20 protein-coding genes are annotated in these 16035 nt (G+C 66.1%); 11 read left to right on the forward strand and 9 right to left on the reverse strand.

The window, feature by feature from the left end; genetic code table 11:
• Nucleotides 1-160 precede the first annotated feature (160 nt).
• Nucleotides 161-1513 (forward strand): PQQ-dependent sugar dehydrogenase, encoded by a 1353-nt coding sequence (locus tag P0204_RS16665; RefSeq protein ID WP_276223819.1) that lies wholly within the window; start codon nt 161-163, stop codon nt 1511-1513.
• Here P0204_RS16665 and P0204_RS16670 read toward each other — a convergent pair whose 3' ends face one another.
• Complete coding sequence (locus P0204_RS16670; RefSeq protein ID WP_276223821.1) at nt 1514-2842, reverse strand: M28 family metallopeptidase; 1329 nt, start codon at nt 2840-2842, stop codon at nt 1514-1516. It abuts the gene before it with no gap.
• 191 nt (nt 2843-3033) lie between these two features.
• Between P0204_RS16670 and P0204_RS16675 the strand changes: the two genes are divergently transcribed.
• Genes P0204_RS16675 through P0204_RS16685 form a run of 3 tightly spaced genes read left to right on the forward strand, consistent with a single transcriptional unit; the run spans nt 3034 to nt 3831 of the window.
• On the forward strand, nt 3034-3165 hold the full coding sequence (locus P0204_RS16675; protein WP_276223823.1) for a hypothetical protein: 132 nt from the start codon (nt 3034-3036) through the stop codon (nt 3163-3165).
• 11 nt (nt 3166-3176) lie between these two features.
• Nucleotides 3177-3341: a hypothetical protein gene (locus P0204_RS16680; RefSeq protein WP_276223825.1), complete on the forward strand. Its 165-nt coding sequence runs from the start codon at nt 3177-3179 to the stop codon at nt 3339-3341.
• Between the two features lie 52 nt (nt 3342-3393).
• The gene (locus P0204_RS16685) at nt 3394-3831 is read left to right on the forward strand and encodes a DUF302 domain-containing protein (RefSeq protein WP_276223826.1); all 438 of its coding nucleotides are present in this window, start codon (nt 3394-3396) and stop codon (nt 3829-3831) included.
• A gap of 1 nt (nt 3832) precedes the next feature.
• On the opposite strand, the gene trxA is transcribed toward P0204_RS16685, so the two are convergent.
• From trxA to P0204_RS16700, 3 genes are all read right to left on the reverse strand, one after another.
• Nucleotides 3833-4237: a thioredoxin gene (trxA, locus tag P0204_RS16690; RefSeq protein WP_276223827.1), complete on the reverse strand. Its 405-nt coding sequence runs from the start codon at nt 4235-4237 to the stop codon at nt 3833-3835.
• A 185-nt stretch (nt 4238-4422) separates the two neighbouring features.
• Nucleotides 4423-4818, reverse strand: a complete 396-nt coding sequence (locus P0204_RS16695; protein ID WP_276223828.1) for a helix-turn-helix domain-containing protein — start codon at nt 4816-4818, stop codon at nt 4423-4425.
• Between the two features lie 152 nt (nt 4819-4970).
• Nucleotides 4971-5525, reverse strand: coding sequence for a class I SAM-dependent methyltransferase (locus P0204_RS16700; RefSeq protein ID WP_276223829.1), 555 nt, complete (start codon nt 5523-5525; stop codon nt 4971-4973).
• A 218-nt stretch (nt 5526-5743) separates the two neighbouring features.
• Here P0204_RS16700 and P0204_RS16705 point away from each other — a divergent pair, with 218 nt between their 5' ends.
• Both P0204_RS16705 and P0204_RS16710 read left to right on the forward strand, forming a co-directional pair.
• Entirely contained in the window at nt 5744-6556 is an 813-nt protein-coding gene (locus tag P0204_RS16705) for a glycerophosphodiester phosphodiesterase (protein ID WP_276223830.1), read from the forward strand.
• Nucleotides 6557-6607: 51 nt separating this feature from the next.
• Nucleotides 6608-7399: a DUF7537 family lipoprotein gene (locus P0204_RS16710; RefSeq protein ID WP_276223831.1), complete on the forward strand. Its 792-nt coding sequence runs from the start codon at nt 6608-6610 to the stop codon at nt 7397-7399.
• 6 nt (nt 7400-7405) lie between these two features.
• On the opposite strand, the gene P0204_RS16715 is transcribed toward P0204_RS16710, so the two are convergent.
• The gene (locus P0204_RS16715) at nt 7406-9091 is read right to left on the reverse strand and encodes a sensor histidine kinase (RefSeq protein ID WP_276223832.1); all 1686 of its coding nucleotides are present in this window, start codon (nt 9089-9091) and stop codon (nt 7406-7408) included.
• A gap of 420 nt (nt 9092-9511) precedes the next feature.
• On the opposite strand from P0204_RS16715, the gene P0204_RS16720 reads away from it, so the two are divergent.
• A complete protein-coding gene (locus P0204_RS16720) occupies nt 9512-9937 on the forward strand; it encodes a TRAM domain-containing protein (RefSeq protein ID WP_276223833.1) in 426 nt (141 codons plus the stop codon).
• Between the two features lie 201 nt (nt 9938-10138).
• On the opposite strand, the gene P0204_RS16725 is transcribed toward P0204_RS16720, so the two are convergent.
• A complete protein-coding gene (locus P0204_RS16725) occupies nt 10139-10408 on the reverse strand; it encodes a hypothetical protein (protein WP_276223834.1) in 270 nt (89 codons plus the stop codon).
• A gap of 126 nt (nt 10409-10534) precedes the next feature.
• On the opposite strand from P0204_RS16725, the gene P0204_RS16730 reads away from it, so the two are divergent.
• Nucleotides 10535-10837 (forward strand): amphi-Trp domain-containing protein, encoded by a 303-nt coding sequence (locus P0204_RS16730; RefSeq protein WP_276223835.1) that lies wholly within the window; start codon nt 10535-10537, stop codon nt 10835-10837.
• Nucleotides 10838-10922: 85 nt separating this feature from the next.
• Nucleotides 10923-11870 carry a nucleoside hydrolase gene (locus tag P0204_RS16735; RefSeq protein WP_276223836.1) on the forward strand — a complete coding sequence of 316 codons (948 nt, stop codon included), beginning with the start codon at nt 10923-10925 and terminating at the stop codon, nt 11868-11870.
• 53 nt (nt 11871-11923) lie between these two features.
• Here P0204_RS16735 and P0204_RS16740 read toward each other — a convergent pair whose 3' ends face one another.
• Genes P0204_RS16740 through P0204_RS16750 form a run of 3 tightly spaced genes read right to left on the reverse strand, consistent with a single transcriptional unit; the run spans nt 11924 to nt 14709 of the window.
• Nucleotides 11924-12970, reverse strand: coding sequence for an ABC transporter ATP-binding protein (locus tag P0204_RS16740; RefSeq protein ID WP_276223837.1), 1047 nt, complete (start codon nt 12968-12970; stop codon nt 11924-11926).
• Entirely contained in the window at nt 12967-13767 is an 801-nt protein-coding gene (locus P0204_RS16745; RefSeq protein ID WP_276223838.1) for an ABC transporter permease subunit, read from the reverse strand. The genes P0204_RS16740 and P0204_RS16745 overlap by 4 nt, the downstream gene beginning before the upstream one ends.
• A 3-nt stretch (nt 13768-13770) precedes the next feature.
• A complete protein-coding gene (locus tag P0204_RS16750) occupies nt 13771-14709 on the reverse strand; it encodes an extracellular solute-binding protein (protein WP_276223839.1) in 939 nt (312 codons plus the stop codon).
• 64 nt (nt 14710-14773) lie between these two features.
• On the opposite strand from P0204_RS16750, the gene P0204_RS16755 reads away from it, so the two are divergent.
• Both P0204_RS16755 and P0204_RS16760 read left to right on the forward strand, forming a co-directional pair.
• Nucleotides 14774-15466 (forward strand): TOBE domain-containing protein, encoded by a 693-nt coding sequence (locus P0204_RS16755; protein ID WP_276223840.1) that lies wholly within the window; start codon nt 14774-14776, stop codon nt 15464-15466.
• A gap of 179 nt (nt 15467-15645) precedes the next feature.
• Nucleotides 15646-15954: a DUF7562 family protein gene (locus P0204_RS16760; protein WP_276223841.1), complete on the forward strand. Its 309-nt coding sequence runs from the start codon at nt 15646-15648 to the stop codon at nt 15952-15954.
• Nucleotides 15955-16035 lie beyond the last annotated feature (81 nt).

The following is a 16035-nucleotide window of genomic DNA, read 5'->3' on the forward strand; positions in this document are numbered from 1 at the left end:
CCATGTAACTAAAATGTTTGTTTTACATATCTCCCGATCTCGGAATATATCGGGAACATACGAAATAATGTATGGTAAAAACAACTGAAAAAATTTGATACGGTGTCGATCCGCGGCCGTCGTCCTCATGGTATTTCAACGTGCGAATCCAAGACTCTCTATGACCGACGACCGTACCCGACGCCGATACCTGGCCACGTTGGCTGGTGTGGCGACGGTCGGTATGGCGGGGTGTACGACCGACTCTGGCGGCGAGACACCGACGGGGACACAGACCGATCCCGATACCGGGACGGGACAGACGGCGACGACGGCGTCGACAGAGCTACCCGACGCCGTGGGGCTCGACCCGCTGACGACAGCGCTCTCGGCACCGCTGGATGTCGTCTTCCCGTCGGACATCGACGCTCGGTATATCGCCCAACAGGAGGGTATCGTCGCCAGACACGGTCCCGACGGCCTCGCGTCGACGCCGTTCCTGGACCTCCGGGACGCCGTAACCACCGGCGGGGAGAAGGGGGTGCTCGGACTGGCGCTCCATCCCGAATTCGAACAGAACCGTCGGTTCTACGTCCGCTACAGCGCCCCAGGCCGACCGGGGCTCCCCTCGGGATACAGCCACACGTTCGTCCTCAGCGAATTCCGGGCGACTGACGACGGGACGCGGGCCAGACGCGACTCCGAACGCACTCTTTTGGAGATCCACCAGCCACAGAGTAACCACAACGCCGGCTCGATCGCGTTCGGCCCCGATGGGTACCTCTACGTCGGCGTCGGCGACGGCGGAGCCGGCGGGGACCAGGGACGCGGTCACGTCGAGGACTGGTACGACGGCGTCGGCGGCGGCAACGGCCAGGACGTCACGGAGAACCTGCTGGGAAGCATCCTCAGGATCGACGTGGACAACCACGACGATGGGCGGGCGTATGCGATCCCCAAAGAGAACCCGCTTGTCGGCCGGACGGGACTCGACGAACAGTACGCCTGGGGACTCCGCAATCCGTGGCGGTTCTCCTTCGACGGCTCGGAGTTCTTCGTCGGTGACGTCGGGCAGGGTCGCTTCGAGGAGGTCGACCTCGTCGAGCGGGGCGGCAACTACGGCTGGAACGTCCGCGAGGGGACCCACTGTTACCAGGCCTCGGAGTGTCCCGATCGGACGCCAGATTCGGTCCGTGGCGGCGAACCTCTCCGGGACCCGATCGTCGAGTACCCACACGAGGGCGCGCCCGTCAGCGGTCTCTCCGTCATCGGCGGCTACGTCTATCGGGGTGACGCGCTCCCGAGCCTCGACGGGCGGTACGTCTTCGGCGACTACGTCGCGCAGGGGCGACTGTTCGTGGCGAGCCGACCCGCTGCGGGACGGCAGTGGCCGACGACGACCCTCCCGGTGAGGGAGGAAGATACCGGAAAACTCGCCCAGGTTCGATCGTTCGGGCGTGACGCGGACGGCGAACTCTACGTGGTGACAAACGGGGAGTCCGACGCCGGACTCCACCGGATCGTCCCGGCCTGATCAGTCGTCGTACGGCCAGTCACCGGTCAGTCGCATCCCCGTGGCCTTCCCCTCGGCCTCCAGGCGTCGGGCGACTTCCTTGGGGTCTCGATGGCTCGGCTCGAACCCCTCACTGGCGAAGGCGACGGCCAGTTCCGTCAGAACGACTGCCTGTTCGCGCAGCGTTCGCACGTCCAGTTTCTCCAGGGTGTCGGCGTGGGTGTGTGCCCAGCCCCGCCCAGCGTCGGCGGTCTCGCTCATGACGTGACAGCCGGGCACTCCCCACTGGACGAACGGCCAGTGATCGCTGTGTGGCCCCTGTCGGGGCGTCGTCGCGGTGGCGTGATCGAGGCGATCGGACACCTCGTCGACGGCTTCCTTGATCGCCGCGAAGTCGTGGGTGTGAAACTCCAGGGTGCGCTCGCGAACGACGCCGTCGAAGTTGAGGACGGCGTCGACTGTATCCAGGTCCCGCTTCGCTGCCAGCCGCTCGGAGCCGACCAGTCCGACCTCTTCGGCCCCGAAGGCGACGAACTCGACGCGTCGGTCTAGTTCCCCCTCGCGGGCGGCCAGCGCGCGGGCGACCTCGACAAGCATCGCCGTCCCGGCGCCGTTGTCCAGCGCGCCCTCGGCGATGTCGTGTGCATCGACGTGGCTCGTCACCAGTACCGTCCCCTCGGTCTCCGGGCCGAGTTCGGCGTGGACGTTCCGGCTCGTGGCCGCCGGCGTCTCACAGTCGACGCTGACGGCGACCGGCTCGCCGTCGTACCGACGGGAGAGGCGAGCGCCGGTCTCGCGGGCGACGCCGACCGCCGGGATCGCACCGAGCGGATCGGTCTGGGTCCCGACGCTCCCCGTCGGCGGAACCATCCCCTCGACGTGGTTGCGGTAGACGAACCCGGCCGCGCCGGCGTCGACGGCGCGGTAGTACTTCTCCCGACGGTGGATGAACCGGTCGTACCAGTCGGGCACGTCCGAGCGGACCATGACGATCTTGCCCGCACAGTCCGTCTGTTCGAACTCCTCCGGCAGCCCGTAGCCCAGGTCGATCAGTTCCCCGCTGGCGTCGCCGGCCGGCGATCGGGGTAACGCGATGACCTCGTGGTCGGCCGTCGCGACTGGCTCGCCGTCGGCCGAGACCCCGCTGTCGCCCCGCTCCCAGCCCTGTATGTCGAACGGTTCCAACCGGACGGTCTCTGCGTATTCGGCCAGTGCGTCCCGGGTCGCCTCGGCGGCGGCCCGTTCGCCGTCGCTACCGGCCATCCGGTTCCCGATGTCGACGAGGCGCTCTAAGTGCGACCAACCCACGTCGCTCGTGATCGTCTCGCCGATCCAGGCGGTGTCCGTCATGGACCCACGTGCGTCCCCGGTCGGTTTGAAACCACTGGACGGGACAATCCGTTGCTCGGCGGCGCATATCGCGGACCGCTCGACGACGCCTCCAGGGAGTCGTCTCCGAACTGGATCGACCACCACATCGGGGAGTCCGATCGGACGGTCCCGACCACAGGTTACAGGGGGCAAGCCACCACAGATGAGGTATGACCGACGCGTCCGACCCCGAGGAATCCGATGGACTCCCACGCTACCTGAAGGTCATCATCGCCGTCGCGGCCCTCGTCATCCTGTTCGTCCTCGTGATCGACCTCCTGACGTTCGCGAGCGCCCTGTAACTGGTCGACGGATGACCACCTATCGCATCGTCGAGACCGGAACGCGCCTCAACGGGCTCGAACTGGACCTGCATCTGTTGTTGGGCACCTGGACCGTCCGCGACCGGGACGGCGAGACGTGGCACGTCCGGACCAGGGAGGGCGACGAGCTGACCGTTACGCCAGTCCCGGACTGAGCGTTCCCGACCGAAGCAGCTTTGTGACATACGCCCAAACCTGGTACCAGCGATGCTCCCAATCGATCCGACGACTATCGACCCGGCAGATATCGGCGAGAAGCGGACGACACTGGAGATGGACCACGAGGAAGCCGTCGAACACGTCCGCGAGACGTTCGCGGACGCCGGATTCGGGTTCCCGGCCGAGTTCTCCCCGTCGGAGCTACTCAACGAGAAAGTCGACGCCGACCGTGCCCCCTACTACGTCCTGGGCGCGTGTAACCCGGCGGTCGCCGACCGGGCCCTGGACGCTTCCGACAACCGGCTCGGCGGGCTCTTCCCCTGTAACGTCGTCGTCTGGCAGGAGGAACCCGGTCTCCAGACGGTCTATCACGTCAGCATCATGCGCCTCGCCCGGTTGACCGGGATGGCTCCGGACGACGACGAGATGGCCGACATCATCGACCAGACCGGCGAACTCGTCGAGGAAGCGTACGAGAACCTCTAGATCAGGAGCTGTACTGCTCGATCTTGGCGACGAGTTCGTCCTTCTGCTGGACCCCGACAAGCTGCTCGACCGACTCGCCGTCGGCGAACAGGACCAGTGTCGGGACCCCCCGGACGCCGTACTCGCCGGCGAGTTGCTGGTTCGCGTCGACGTCGATCTTCGCGACCGCCGCCGGAGTCTCCGCTGCGATCTCCTCGACGACCGGCGCGATCATCTGACACGGGCCACACCAGTCGGCGTAGAAATCAGCTACCACGACGTCGTAACGCTCGACGGCCTCGGAGAGATCCGCGCTCGAACCGATCCGGATCGGATCGGCAGGGCTGTGCGTTCCGGTATCACCGTTGGACTGCAGGTTCTCGATCTTCTGTTCCCTGAGTTCTTCGATGGTGTCGTTGTCGCTCATCGTCGGAACTAGGTGATACACACGCTTAACTGTTTTGCGATATTTGTACAATACACACTACTAGAACGCGTCCGGACAGCGTTGTGTACCGGCCTCACTGGACTGTCGGGGACGCCCTCACGCGACGCGCCGACGTTCGAAGAAAGGTGACCTGTCTACGGGTCTGGCGCTCGTTGGGGTGGGTACTATTCTGTGGGGACAGACTGTGGCTGGTCGTATTTCTCGCGGAACTCCCGGATCAGTTGCCCCATCTTCGCGTACCAGTCGTTGAGCATCCGCTGCATGTCCTCGGCCATCTCGTCGGGGTCGGTCGGATGGTAGACGTGGTAGTAGCCGCCGTGGTCGTAGTTGACCTGCTCTTTCTGGATAAACCCCGCGTCGAGCAGTCGTTGGACGGACCGATAGGCGGTCGAGTGGTCCCGGTCGACTGCTTCCGCGATCTCCTCGACAGTCATCGAACCACCCGCAGCCGTGATGTGCCCGAAGACCTCCCGGTCTAACTGCTTTAGTCCGTGGAAACACTCCAACAACCCTTCACAGTCCATATCCTGCTGGAGGTACTCACTCATCGAATCTGGCATGTGTAACTGATCGTACTTCTCTGGCGAGTATAAGTGTGTGGATCTTCTGCATTACTACCCTATCGCCGCTGACGGGGCCGTTCGGCCCGTCTCTGACGGTGTGTGGTCCGTAACCGAGTCCCGCGTGGCTAACAGCGACAGAGCGGGCCGGCTCAACTGGTCGCGACGACGACGAAGGTGTCGGGCCGTTCCACGCTGTGGTCGACGGTAAAGCCCGCCGCCTGGAATTTCTCGACTGCCGCCGCGGCGTCGTAGCGCTCGTCCAGGGGCGGTCCCGGCTCACCGGTCCCTTCCGCCGTCCAGTCGACCGTGACGACACGGCCGCCGTCGGCCGTCACACGGTCGAGTTCCCGCAGACTCTCCGGGGTCGCGAACTCGTGGAAGGTCATCGTCGAGAACGCGGCGTCGAGTTCCCCGTCGGCGAACGGGAGCGAGGCGATGTCGCTGGTCACCGGGTCGACGTTCTCCGGCATCCCCTTCGACCGGTAGTAGTCGTGCATCTCCGCCTGGACGTCGACCGCGTAGACGCTCCCGACGAACGGCGCGACCTCGTCCGTGTAGAACCCGGTTCCGCTCCCCAGGTCCGCGACGACTGCCTCCCGGTCGACTGCCATGTGACCGAGCAGTTCGTCCCGTGAACAGTACCGGAACCGCGAGAGGTCTTCGAGGTCGGCGGCCCGCTCCGCGTCGAACGTGTGAAACCCCATCAGTCGGACGCTCCCGCGGTTGCGACGGCGTTTTGGTCCGTCCGGCCGTCGGCGTTAGCGACGCCTGCGAGTGCTGTCATCGTACGTCCCTAGCGGTGCCAGAGGGCCAAGAAGATTCAGGTAGCGGTTGGTCGAGAGTCGACGGGGGACCGGCCCGCTTCCGCCCCGGCAGTCGGTACCCATTCGTATCCCGACCGCGTTGGCTGGGGTACAGACAGATGGACGCCGATTCCGCCCCCCGCATGATCGCTCACCGTGGCTTCGCCGGCGCTGCCCCCGAAAACACCGTCCCGGCCGTCGAGTACGCTTGCCGGCACGACGAGACCGACATGGTCGAGGTCGACGTGGTCCCCACGGCCGACGGGACGGTCGTCTGCTTTCACGACTCCCATCTCCACGAGACCGACGAGAGCCGAGGGATCACCGACGCCGAGGGGACGGTCTGGGAGACGGCCACCGAGACGGTGCTGGACGCACGCGTCCTCGGCACACACGCGACAGTTCCGACCCTCGATGCCGTCCTCGACGTGCTCCCCGACGGCGTCGGTATCAACGTCGAACTGAAACACCCCGCCGGCCCGGTCGCCCCGATCACCGACGCGCTCGCGCTGGCCCAGCCACGGCGCGCACGCGGGCGGTGGCAGCCGTTCGTCGACGACGTGCTGACCGTGCTGGACGGCTTCGACGGCCGGGTGCTGCTCTCCTCGTTCTACGAGGGCGCGCTCGCGGCGGCCGACGCTGCCGGGAGCGGACACCCCCTCGCCGTCATCACCGCCGAATCCTTCGCTGACGGGCTGACGACGGCGGCTCGCTACGACGCGACGGCGATCCACCCACCCTGGCAACTCGTCACCGAGACCGATGTCGTCACCGAAGCCCACGACCGTGATATGGCAGTCAACGTCTGGACCGTCGACACCTGGCACCGTGGCGCGACCCTCGCCGACGCCGGCGTGGACGGGCTGATCGCCGACTATCCGGGCCTGACTGCCTGGGGCAGCGGGACAGCAGGCTCGGTCGACAGTCGGTAGCTCCGGGACGGAACTGTTCCCTTTTTCACCGTCGACCGACGACCGGTGAGTATGGGACGTTCGCGACTCGGCATCTGTCTGCTGCTCTTGGTCGTCCTGGCTGGCTGTAACGCCCTCGGTGGGCCAGGGGGAGAGACTCCCACGGACGCGAACACGACGGTCTCGGGACCGAACGCCGTTCCCGGCGTCACCGACGGACAGCTCACCGACTCGCAGGCGCTGCTCGATGCACACGCCCAGTCGATGCTCGCCACCGGGTTCGAGAACGATTACCGGGCGAACCGGTCGGCCGTCCGGAACGGACAGGTCGTCACGATCGTCGGCCGACAGCGGACCCTCGTCGAGGCCAACAAGACCGAATACCGGTATCGGGTGACGTCCGGAGCCGGGACGCCGACCTCTCAGTTCGACACCTGGGGGAACCAGAGCATGCAAGTCCTGCGCGGACAGGTGGGCGATACCGTCCGGTACTCCACCGGCGCACCGGCGACCGCCGCCGATCTCACTGGAACCGGCGCACTGGGTCCGTATCTCACCGCGTCGTCTTTCGAGGTCGTCGATAGCCGGTCCAGTGACGGTCGATATCTGGTAACGCTGGAAGCGACCTCGACGAACGCTTCCGCCGTTCTCCCGGCCAACGGTACCGACCTCCGGAACTACGAGGCCCGGATGGTCGTCGACGCCAGCGGTCGAATCCTGGTCTTCGAAGCCTCCGGAAACTACACTGTCAGGTCGGGATCGGCCAGCGAACCGGGTGTCGTCGATATCACCTACGAGGTCGTCAGCCTCGGCGACCGCGATCTCGAACGGCCCGAGTGGGTCGCTACTGCACTCGCCCAGTGACCGGCCTCATTCGGGCGGAAGCGTTATGATGAACCTGTTCCCCTCGTCGTAGCGATACTCGATGCCACCGTTCAGGGTCGTGACACACCAGTTAACGATCCACAACCCGATCCCTTGCCCGTGTTTCAACGGGCTCTCGGTCCCCGTCCGGAGGACGGCGGTTTCGCTCTCCGAAATCCGTCGATTGGTGTCGCGAACTTCGATGGCTATCGGTCTGTCCGCTCGATCGACGGTCTCCATCCGTAACTGGACAGTAGGATCGGCCGGGGACGCATGCTTTAGTGCGTTCTCGGTCAGGTTCGCGAGTGCGAGTTCGAGGATGGACGGTCGCGTACACAGTGTCGGATCAGAAACCGAAATATCAGTCTCGATCGTCGCGTCGGGAAACTGTTCCAGAAGGTCCTCTCGTAACCGTGCAAACATCGATTCGACATCGACCTGTTCCACGTGGACGACCTCGTCTTGCATCCGGTCGATTTCGCGCACCTTCTCGCCGATAGCCAACAGGCGATCGCCGGCGCGGGAGATCGTTGCGGCTTGCTCCTGTAACTCCGAGTCGGTGAGGGACCGCTCCAACGACTCCGCGAACCCCTGTATGACGGTCATCTCGTTGCGGAGGTTGTGTCTGAGGACACGGTTGAGCACCGACAGTTGTTGCTTGCGCTGGCGTTCCTCACGGACGTCGTAGAGGACGATCATCCCCCCGACGGGGTCCCCGCTCGGGTCCGTCAACGGCGTGTAGGAGACAGCGAATATCCCCCCATCGGGGCCGCCGATCTCCACCTCGCCCGTCTCCCGGAGTGTCGACAGCCCGTTGCCGACGAGGGACGACAGCGGTACCAGCCCGTCCGCCGTCTGCGCTCGTTCGAACAGCTGCTGAGCACGTTCGTTGAATTTCACGACGTTCTCGCCCGTATCGAGGACCATCACGGGCTCCGTGAGTTTGTCGAGCCCCGTCTGTTCGGCCACGCGCTGTGTCGCCGGGTTCGTCTCGAACATGTGGGTACCCACGAAGGCATACCCGTCGAGGGCGACGTGAACGAGCATCAGCGGTCCGGTGAGGTGGAGTTCCGGCACCGGTCCGAGACCGAAGAGCCACACCAACACACCGACGCTCGGTGGGAGTGTACTCAGGGTGACTGCCGTCGCCTCACGTCGGTACAACGGCCCGTAGCTGAGGATCGCTCCGATGAGCAGCAACGAACCGACGGCCGCGGTCCCGACACTGAACAGGAGCGCGAACACGCCCCATGTTTCGATGGTGTACCGAGCGGTTGCCAACCCGAAGACCGGTGTCAGGCGGAAGTCGGTCCACACCAACCCGTGGGCTGTGTTGGTCGCTGCCAACAGTATCGTCGAGATCGGCACGGCAGCGACCACCCCGAAAAGCGGACTCCGGATGAGGTCAGTTCGGCCGGTGTAATCCAAGCCGAAGGCGAGGAAGAACGGCCCCATGAAACAGACGCTGACGAACGAAACCGCCTCGGCTGCACCCCGAAGCTGCGGGTCGAACACGAGGAGTGAGACTCCGTAGGTGATACAGAATACGGTCACTGCCGCGATATTACCCATGAACCACGACGCACCCGGGCTCCCCCGCTTGTGATAGAGATACTGGAGCAGGTACGCCGCGCCGAAGCCGGCTGTGACTGAGGCGGTAATCACTCCGACTCCGATCGGTCCGACGCTCATTACCGGGAGAACACCTGTCCCAGATACGGTGGCATACTGACGAGAGCTGACCAATTGACGCACCGCTCTTCCGCCGACGCCGCTCGCATTCGGGTCCCGTTATACTGTGGCCCGAACTGAGTCCCTGCAGCCGACAGCAGCCCACTCCCGCCTCGCATATCTTTCGAGGAGCGTTTCGAGCCTCTTTATTTTGTTCCCCCGATCCACGGCACGGCTGTCTCAGTTCCGAACCCGGTGTGTTGATCGGCTCTCACCAGGGCCGTTCTGACCGAACAGAGTACCCGAAGTGGGCTGTCGTCGCTCCGGTCGCGACGGACGCTCTCCGACCCACTACCGTATTGCGTGGTGGGGGGAGGATCACCCAGTCGACGGGCGGTCCAGACTACTAGCGATTATTTACCAGGAGCCACAGTGTGTGGTATGGTCGAGATTCCCGAACGACTCACGTCGTTGTTCAGTGGGACCGTCGAAGCGGAGAACGATCGGTTCGTCATCGAAGTTCCGAAAGACGAGATCGAGTTCGACGCGGTCGAAGCCGGTCAGACCTATCGTATCGGCGTCCTTCCACACCACGGTGAGGGCTCGTCGGACAACGAATCCAGTCCCGAGACGACCGAACTGGCCGCGATCGACCGTGAACCGGGTCCGCCGTCGCCGCCGGTCGACGAAGGTGAAGTCCGAACGGTCACCATCGAGTCGATCGGTGACCAGGGTGACGGCATCGCTAAGGTCGAGCGGGGGTACGTCGTCATCGTCCCCGAGACAGAACCCGGTGAGGAACCGACCGTCGAGATCGAACGGGTGACACAGAACGTCGCGTTCGCTGCTGTCGTCGGGGCTGAGTGAACGTCTGGAGCGAGTCAGTCCACCCAAAGAGGACCGGTCGGGACGTGGTCTCGAACACGTCCAGCGACCGAACAGATGGTGGTCGGAGTCAGGGCCCCGGCGGGATGCTGAGGGAGGGATGGGGGAGTCCGTAGCGGGAACCGGGACCCATCCGGAGGTGTGGCCAGGTCCAAAATAAGTTTTCTGGAGCGCGGCGACGGCCTACGCGTCGAGCGACTCGGCGATCGCTTCGAGTTCGCCTTTCCGGAACGGCCGGTCGGTTCCGTCGCCGCCCTCAGTGGCACCGATCGCCGAGAGGATTCCGGCCCGCATCTCCGGCTTCGGTGGTAGCGACTCGGTGTCGATCTCGTACCCGACTGCGTCACAGAGGGCCGCGAGATCCTCCTTGGTGAACGACGCCGAGATCTCTCGCTCGAACCGGCCCGTCGCCTCCCTGATCTCGTTTCGCAGTTCGTCGACTGTCTTTGCCATACGGTAGCCAGTTGACCACGGATCCCTGTAGGTTCTGGGTGCCCACCCCGGGACCCGGTTCGTTTAATGTCCCACGCTACGCAGCACAGATCGACACCGATCCGCAGCAACCACGGTGAGACCACTATGTCAGACACAGAGACCGACTCCGACGACGAGCCGGACCGAACGGTGATCAGAACGGGCCGCGAGTTCGAACAGGAGTACCGACTGGACGCCGACGAGGCCGGCCGGTTCCTGATCGAACTCGGCGAACAACTCCGGGACGGCGACGAGGTCCTCATCACGGACGAGGAGTGGGAACTCCCCTTCGCGTTCGGCGAACCCGTCGAACTGGAGGTCGACTTCGACGGTGTCGGCGAGCCGGAACTGGAGATCGAACTGGAGCTCCCGGGTCGATCCGACGAGACGGCGCCGTCCGTCGAGTGAGACAGCCACGAGGGCGATCCGGGATTCGTCGTCCACGTAGCCCGGACGCCGCCGCAGTTTAGTCCGTGGCGGCGAGATACCGCACATGTCATCTCCACTCCTCATCGACGCCGATCCGGGGTGTGACGACGCCGTCGCGCTCTGTTTGGCGGCGGCCGATCCGGCGATCGAACTCCGAGCGGTTACGACGACCCACGGGAACAGCACGGTGGAAAACACCACGCGGAACGCCCGTGCGATCGTGGAACTGTTCGACTCGGGAGACGTGCCAGTCGTCGCGGGCGCGGCGCACCCGCTGCTCGTCGCCCGATCGACTGCTGAGCATATCCACGGGTCCGGTGGCATCCGCGGGGACCTCCCGGCGGTGTCCGGATCACCTGCCACAGTCGAGACACACGCCGCACAGTTCATCGTCGAGCAGGCCCGGGCACACGAGGGCGACCTCTCGATCGTCGCGGTCGGTCCGCTGACGAATATCGCGCTCGCAGTAGCTATCGAACCTGCGCTCCCGGAGTTGCTCGACGAACTCGTCGTCATGGGCGGGACGGTCGCGGCCCACGGGAACGTGACGCCGCTCGCGGAGGCGAACTTCCACTCGGACCCACACGCCGCTCGGAAGGTGATCGAGGAGTGTGCGCCGACCGTGGTCGGACTGGACGCGACCCTCCAGGCCACACTCTCGCCAGCGTGGATCGAGGCGATCGACCGCGAGACGCGCCGCGGGCGACTGCTCGCCGAGTGGCTGACCTACTACGACGAGGAGGCGCTCGCCCGCTACGACCTCGAATCGGCGCCGATCCACGACGCCGCGGTCGTCGCTCATCTCCTCGACGACCAGTTGCTGACGATCAAGGACTGTCACATGGCCGTAGGGACCAACTCGTCGATCGAACACGGTGCGCTGGCGTGTGATCTCCACGGCATCTCCGAGGAGGCGGCAAACGGGCGCGTGGCGCTCGACGCCGACACCGACAGGTTCCGGGACCGTCTCACCGGCACGTTGTCGGAGTTTCTGGACCGAGCGCCGTCCTGACCGGAGCCGTCGGGGTGCTGTCTCGGCATCCTGTCGAGGGGCCGGTATCGGTGTCAACGGTCGTCGAGGACGTGGATGGCCTCGGGTGGCAGCGAGACGTCGACTTCGGTGCCGGTGTCGATGGCCAACCGATCGAAGACGGGCGGGCGGACGGTCACAGTGAGTGTGAGCGCCCCGCTCTCGACGTCGATCCGATAGGCGGTCCCTTCGTTCAGCCAGCGGCTGACGGTCCCGGTGAGCACGTTCTCCTCGCCGGACCCGCCGTTGCCCGCTGGCCCGTCGAGGACGACTCGCGAGGGGTGGAGACAGACCGTCACTGCTCCCTCGGAGAGGTCCCCCGTGGCTGTCCGGAGTGTGTGGTCGCCGATCCGGACGGTGACGTCGTCCCCGGATACGTCGGTCACACGCCCTTCGAAGACGTTCTCGTTGCCGGTAAAACGGGCGACGAACCGGTTCGCCGGCTGGTCCAACAGTTCCGTCGGTGCGCCGACCTGTTCGAGGCCGCCGTCCCGGAGGACGGCGAGTCGGTCCCCCAGAGCGGTTGCCGTCCGCTGGTCGTGGGTGACGTAGACGACGGGGATATCCAGCCCCTCGAACAGCCGGTGGAGATGATCCCGGAGGCGTCGCCGGATCGGGGCGTCGAGGCTCGACAGCGGTTCGTCGAGCAACAACGCGTCGGGGTCGGCCGCCAGCGTCCGCGCGAGCGCGACACGCTGGCGTTCACCGCCTGACATGGCGTCAGGCGTCCGGTCGAGTACGCCCTGCAGTTCGAGTAGCGCCGCCAGTTCGTCGAGTCGGTCGGCCCCGGCACCCGCGTACGCGATGTTCTCGCGGGCGGTCATGTGCGGGAACAACGCCCCGTCCTGGAACACTATCCCGACCTGCCGTCCCTCCAGCGGGACCCCGTCCAGCACCCGCCCGTCGAGCGTGATCGAGCCTTCGTCAGGGTCGGTGATCCCGGTGATCAGCGAGAGCAGTGTCGTCTTCCCGCTCCCGGAGGGGCCAAGCAGCGCGAGGACCTCCCGGCCGACGGTGAGATCGACCGGGCCGAACTCGAACCCGCCGTAGGCCTTCGAGAGGCCGGTGAGTTCCAGTGTCATCGCCAGGGGTTGGCCGCGACAGTATTGAGGACGACGAGGGCGGCGACCGCGACGACGACCAGGAGGATCGCGACCGGATACGCCGCGTCGAGCCCGGTCGAGACGAACGAGACCCAGATCTCGACCGGCAGCGTCCGCGGGTAGTACGCGACCATCATCGTCGCCCCGAACTCGCCGATCGACCGTGCGAACGCGAGTGTCACCCCGGCGGCGATCCCGGGACCGGCAAGCGGCAGCGTGACGTTCCGAGCGGTGGTCCACCGGCTCTTGCCCAGCGAACGCGAGGCGTGTTCCAGCGTCCGGTCGACGCTCTCGAAGGCCGCCTTTGCGGTCACCACGACGAACGGGGAGGCCACGAACGTCTGGGCGAGGACGACCCCGGCCAGCGAGCGCGTGAGCGGGACCCCGGCCGCCGCGGCCGTCCGGCCGACGAAGGTCTCCGGCCCGACGACGGTGAGCAACACGACCCCGCCGACCGTCGGCGGCACCACGAGCGGGAGGACGACGACCGCGAGTACGAGTGGTTTCAACGGCGTCGACGCCCGGGCCAACCAGTACGCCAGCGGCAGGCCACAGGCAGTCGCGAGCACGGTCGTGATCGACGCCGACAGCAGCGACGTGGCCGCCGCGTGCTGGACGGCGGGGTCGGCCAGTCGCCCGGCAACCGCGCCCGGTGACGCCGAGAGGAACAGCGACGCGAGCGGGACGAGGTAGTACAGGACCAACAGCCCGCCCAGGACGAGGGCGACCGACAGCCAGTCACGCGAGCGAACGGCGTTGTACACCTGTGTCGACATCGCTCACTCCTCCTGTGTTGCTGTCGGGACGGTCCCTGGAACGTCACCCTCGAAGCGGGGGAACCGGTCGCCGAGGACGAACCCCGTCTCGTCCAGGTACGCCCCGGTCGTCAACTGCTCGAACACCGACCGAACCGACTCGGTGTCGGTCCGGATCGCCGCCCCGTATTCGATCGGTCCGCCCTCGACGCGCTGGCCGCTCGGTAGTTCGTAGGCGGTCGTCGAGTACCACTCGTCGGCGTACCTGCGGTCGCTGAGGTCGATCCGGTTCGGGAGGGACACGTAGTCGTAGCCGCGTTCGACGGCCATGTTCCGGTAGGCGAACGCCGCGTCGATGCTCCCGGTCTCGAACTGGCTGAGCAGCCCCGTCTCCGGGTACCGCTGTTCGCGCGTCGGAACCACCGCCCGGAGGTCCGGCGCGTCGTCGTAGTAGCGGCTAGCCAGTTCCAGCACGAACAGCGTGCGATAGCCGAGCGGGTCCTGGTCCGGGTCGGTCCGGCCGAGGCTGACGGTATCCTCGACCAGGGGAACGTACCACCGCTCTGTCCCCGCTTCCTCCATCCGCTGGCCGCCACTGGTGTCGGGGTTGTACGCGAGGACCACGGCGTTGCTCGCGAAGGCCGAGTACCACGGCGGGGAAATCGGCGCGTCGAACAGTGCGGTATCGGCGACGGCGACGATGTCGGGGTCGCGCTGGCCCTCGTCGATCAGTCGGGCGACGGTCGCCGAGCCGTGGGATTCGACCCGGAGCGGCACGTCGACCGTGGGCTTCAGTCCGTTCTCCAGCGCGTGCTGGAGGCTCCCGGCGGAGAGAATCGAAACCGGGGTCGGAGACTGCGCACTGGAGAGACAGCCACCGAGCACGCCGGTGAGCCCGATTCCGGCCGTCCGGAGGAGCTGTCGCCGTGAGTGTGTCCGAACTCGCCCCCGTTGTTTCCCCATAGACATATCCCCGTTGTGTCGGTTCCAGCATAATCGTTTTGCTCGCGGACGGTAATGGGGGAACATGGAACTCGACGCGGACTTCGATGCCCATCTGGACAAGGGGGGTGTCCGGGTCACCCGACGGGACGTGCAGTTGCTCAGAGCGGTTCGGGAACAGGGATCGCTCAACGCGGCGGCGGCCGAACTCGGGCGGTCGTACTCCCGTTCACAACAGCGCGTCGTCGAACTCGAAGACGGGTTCGGCCAGCTAGTCGAGCGACAGCGCGGGGGATCTGGCGGGGGCGGGAGTTCGCTGACGGCGACCGCGAGCGACCTCCTCGCGGAGTTCGACCGCGTCGAGGCCGAGTTCATGGGCGTGGCGGAGGCCGAAGAGACGGTGTTCCGGGGGACGGTCGTCGAGCGCGAGGGTGAACTCGGGACGGTCGACACCGATCCGGGACCCGTCCAGGCGATGGTCCCGCCGGGGACGCGCCGGGTTCGGCTGGCGATCCGTGACGACGCCGTCACGCTCCATCCCCCCGAGAGCGTCCCGGAGACGGAGACCAGCGCCCGGAACCGCTTCCACGGCGAGGTCCGGGAGGTCGTGCCCGGCGACGCCGTCGTGCGGGTGACCGTCGATATCGGCGGCGACACCCCCCTCGAAGCGCTGGTGACAGAGACGAGCGCCGAGACGCTGGCTCTGGCGCCGGGTGAGCCGATCGCGGCGTCGTTCAAAGCGACCGCGACGAGAGCGTACCCGGACGACCCTCGCTGAGTCGCTCCGGTCCGACCCGACGGACAGGACTCTCCGGGTATTTATACCCCGTCACTGGTGAGGCAGCGCACACACCGGCTCCCAGCGGCAAGTACCGCACGCGAGACGATGCGACAACAACGACCCTCGACCGACGACTGGCCCGGAGCTGTGGCAGTCACCGAAGGAGGGAGCGATCGATGACGATCTCTCCCTCGGCGCTGTGGGACGACGATCACACCCGTCGGGTCACGTGTATCGCCTGTGGGGAGACGGTCGACCGCGGAGACGCCCGGGAGTACGACAAACACGGCGAGCGCTGGGACCGCGAGGACAAGGCGTTCGAGTACCTCTGTAAACCCTGCGACCGTGCGTGCTGCCACCAGCCGCGCGACGGGCTCGAACGGACGCTCGTGGCCGCCGGGGCCGGCCGAAGCGACCGCCGGACGTTTCTCAGGCGGTACTGCGAGCTAGCGTCTGCGGACGCGGAGCCGGGTGAGGAGTCGTGACGGGACGGCCCTCTCCAACCTGGTAGCCAGCGAGTAGGACCCGGTCACGCGTTCGCCTCGGGGCCGATCGCGCGAGTCGGT

Source organism: Haloarcula halophila (genome assembly GCF_029278565.1).
Lineage (GTDB): Archaea > Halobacteriota > Halobacteria > Halobacteriales > Haloarculaceae > Haloarcula > Haloarcula halophila.

Excerpts from the sequence above, each read along its gene's own strand:
- P0204_RS16665 (WP_276223819.1), top strand. The coding sequence starts at position 161 with ATGACCGACGACCGTACCCGACGCCGATACCTGGCCACGTTGGCTGGT.
- P0204_RS16670 (WP_276223821.1), bottom strand. The coding sequence starts at position 2,842 with ATGACGGACACCGCCTGGATCGGCGAGACGATCACGAGCGACGTGGGT.
- P0204_RS16675 (WP_276223823.1), top strand. The coding sequence starts at position 3,034 with ATGACCGACGCGTCCGACCCCGAGGAATCCGATGGACTCCCACGCTAC.
- P0204_RS16680 (WP_276223825.1), top strand. The coding sequence starts at position 3,177 with ATGACCACCTATCGCATCGTCGAGACCGGAACGCGCCTCAACGGGCTC.
- P0204_RS16685 (WP_276223826.1), top strand. The coding sequence starts at position 3,394 with ATGCTCCCAATCGATCCGACGACTATCGACCCGGCAGATATCGGCGAG.
- trxA (WP_276223827.1), bottom strand. The coding sequence starts at position 4,237 with ATGAGCGACAACGACACCATCGAAGAACTCAGGGAACAGAAGATCGAG.
- P0204_RS16695 (WP_276223828.1), bottom strand. The coding sequence starts at position 4,818 with ATGCCAGATTCGATGAGTGAGTACCTCCAGCAGGATATGGACTGTGAA.
- P0204_RS16700 (WP_276223829.1), bottom strand. The coding sequence starts at position 5,525 with ATGGGGTTTCACACGTTCGACGCGGAGCGGGCCGCCGACCTCGAAGAC.
- P0204_RS16705 (WP_276223830.1), top strand. The coding sequence starts at position 5,744 with ATGGACGCCGATTCCGCCCCCCGCATGATCGCTCACCGTGGCTTCGCC.
- P0204_RS16710 (WP_276223831.1), top strand. The coding sequence starts at position 6,608 with ATGGGACGTTCGCGACTCGGCATCTGTCTGCTGCTCTTGGTCGTCCTG.
- P0204_RS16715 (WP_276223832.1), bottom strand. The coding sequence starts at position 9,091 with ATGAGCGTCGGACCGATCGGAGTCGGAGTGATTACCGCCTCAGTCACA.
- P0204_RS16720 (WP_276223833.1), top strand. The coding sequence starts at position 9,512 with ATGGTCGAGATTCCCGAACGACTCACGTCGTTGTTCAGTGGGACCGTC.
- P0204_RS16725 (WP_276223834.1), bottom strand. The coding sequence starts at position 10,408 with ATGGCAAAGACAGTCGACGAACTGCGAAACGAGATCAGGGAGGCGACG.
- P0204_RS16730 (WP_276223835.1), top strand. The coding sequence starts at position 10,535 with ATGTCAGACACAGAGACCGACTCCGACGACGAGCCGGACCGAACGGTG.
- P0204_RS16735 (WP_276223836.1), top strand. The coding sequence starts at position 10,923 with ATGTCATCTCCACTCCTCATCGACGCCGATCCGGGGTGTGACGACGCC.
- P0204_RS16740 (WP_276223837.1), bottom strand. The coding sequence starts at position 12,970 with ATGACACTGGAACTCACCGGCCTCTCGAAGGCCTACGGCGGGTTCGAG.
- P0204_RS16745 (WP_276223838.1), bottom strand. The coding sequence starts at position 13,767 with ATGTCGACACAGGTGTACAACGCCGTTCGCTCGCGTGACTGGCTGTCG.
- P0204_RS16750 (WP_276223839.1), bottom strand. The coding sequence starts at position 14,709 with ATGGGGAAACAACGGGGGCGAGTTCGGACACACTCACGGCGACAGCTC.
- P0204_RS16755 (WP_276223840.1), top strand. The coding sequence starts at position 14,774 with ATGGAACTCGACGCGGACTTCGATGCCCATCTGGACAAGGGGGGTGTC.
- P0204_RS16760 (WP_276223841.1), top strand. The coding sequence starts at position 15,646 with ATGACGATCTCTCCCTCGGCGCTGTGGGACGACGATCACACCCGTCGG.